The 1,515-nt window shown below is 39.9% G+C and carries 1 protein-coding gene; it reads right to left on the reverse strand.

What is annotated here, in order from left to right; all coding sequences use genetic code 11:
• Positions 1–369: 369 nt before the first annotated feature.
• Entirely contained in the window at positions 370–1,344 is a 975-nt protein-coding gene (locus BCT81_RS20900) for an integron integrase (protein WP_102425699.1), read from the reverse strand.
• Between the last annotated feature and the right edge of the window lie 171 nt (positions 1,345–1,515).

Raw genomic sequence — 1,515 nt, forward strand, 5'->3', positions numbered from 1 at the left:
GTGTGTATGTTTTTGAGACCTATGTTCTTTTTCGAACACTGTTATTGATGAAAATTGTGAAATATCTCTTTTCGAAAGCTCGAAGTAGAGAGTGGGAACCCTGCAACTCGCTGTTTAATAATGTGTTTGTTAGGCATCCCGTTATTGTGCGTGTTAGGGCGTTGTGAGCGCCATGAAAGTTGTAAATAGGTAATGGTGGCGCAACAATAAGAGGTGATACGTAGCCATTGCTGCAGAGAAAAACACACACATAAATTGTTATTGAGCTTTTGGAGTGACTAGAGGCCTCAGCCTTAAGAGCAGGTGATAGTGCCCTGTTTCGTGATTATGAAGTCATTTCAGAATTCGGAATCCGAATTTCATTTATCGTTATTTTACGAATATTCTTGATAATGGGCTAACAACGCCATTGGCGCCTCTATCAATGATGTGAGTATAGATTTGCGTTGTCTTCAAATCGGTGTGACCAAGTTGTTCTTGAACGGTTCTGATATCCGCTCCGCTTTGAAGAAGGTGCGTAGCGAATGAGTGCCTTAAAGTATGACACGAGATGTTTTTGTCAATGTTGGCTTTTTGGCCTGCTACCTTAATGTGTTTTTGAAGCGCTGTTGGGTGAATATGGTGTCTACGTAGCTCGCCTGTTTGTAAATCTGGCGACAAACGACTAGAGGGAAAGAGGAATTGCCAATTTAGGCTCCTTTCTGCGCTCGGGTATTTTCTAGCGAGTGCTTCAGGTATGTATACACCAGAGAAAACTGTGTCATTCATGTCTTGATGATAGTAACTCGCGGATCTCTGTTGCTGTTGTTTGATAGCGGGGAAAAGCTCTGGTGCTATTGTCACTATACGGTTTTTACCTCCTTTCCCTTGCCATACACGTACAGATTTATATGCATAATCGATATCTTGTATACGTAGGCGTAGACACTCCATCAAACGCAACCCTGACCCATACATTAATTGATAAGGTAATTTGTAGTTAGGTGAACAGTGATTGAATAGCCTTCCAATCTCTTCTGGAGTCATGACTGTTGGCAATTTTCTTGATTTATCTGAGCGCCGAAACTGCATATCAAGCTCTATGGGTTCTTGAATAATTTCTTTGTATAAAAAGACTAATGCATTGAGAGCTAGACTTTGCGTTTTCCTCGCTGACTTTTTGTTAACAACCAGGTTCGTTAGAAAATCTTCTACATGCCTGGAAGTTAAGCTCTTTGGGTGCTTTTTATCATGATAAAGAATGTATTGGTGAATCCAATAAATGTACGCCTCTGTTGTACGAAGGGCATAGTGCCGTCCAAGCATGTATTCTTGTATATACGATAGAAATGGTGATTTTTTCATTAAACTTTAACTGGTTATGCATACATGAGTTTCAGTTTGGCACATCAATTCATGCTATATAGAAAAATTCTGTATTTTGGGATGTAGGCAGAGAGCTGTAGTGCTTAAGTTACTGTTAGTTTTCATAAAAACGGGGTATCGTTTACGTCATTGAGATACTAGACAGAATAA

Origin of the sequence: Vibrio sp. 10N.261.52.A1 (assembly GCF_002876325.1) — a bacterium.
Classification (GTDB): domain Bacteria; phylum Pseudomonadota; class Gammaproteobacteria; order Enterobacterales; family Vibrionaceae; genus Vibrio; species Vibrio chagasii.

What these genes read in the sequence shown, in the direction of transcription:
- BCT81_RS20900 (WP_102425699.1), bottom strand. Translation starts at nt 1,344, where the DNA reads ATGAAAAAATCACCATTTCTATCGTATATACAAGAATACATGCTTGGA.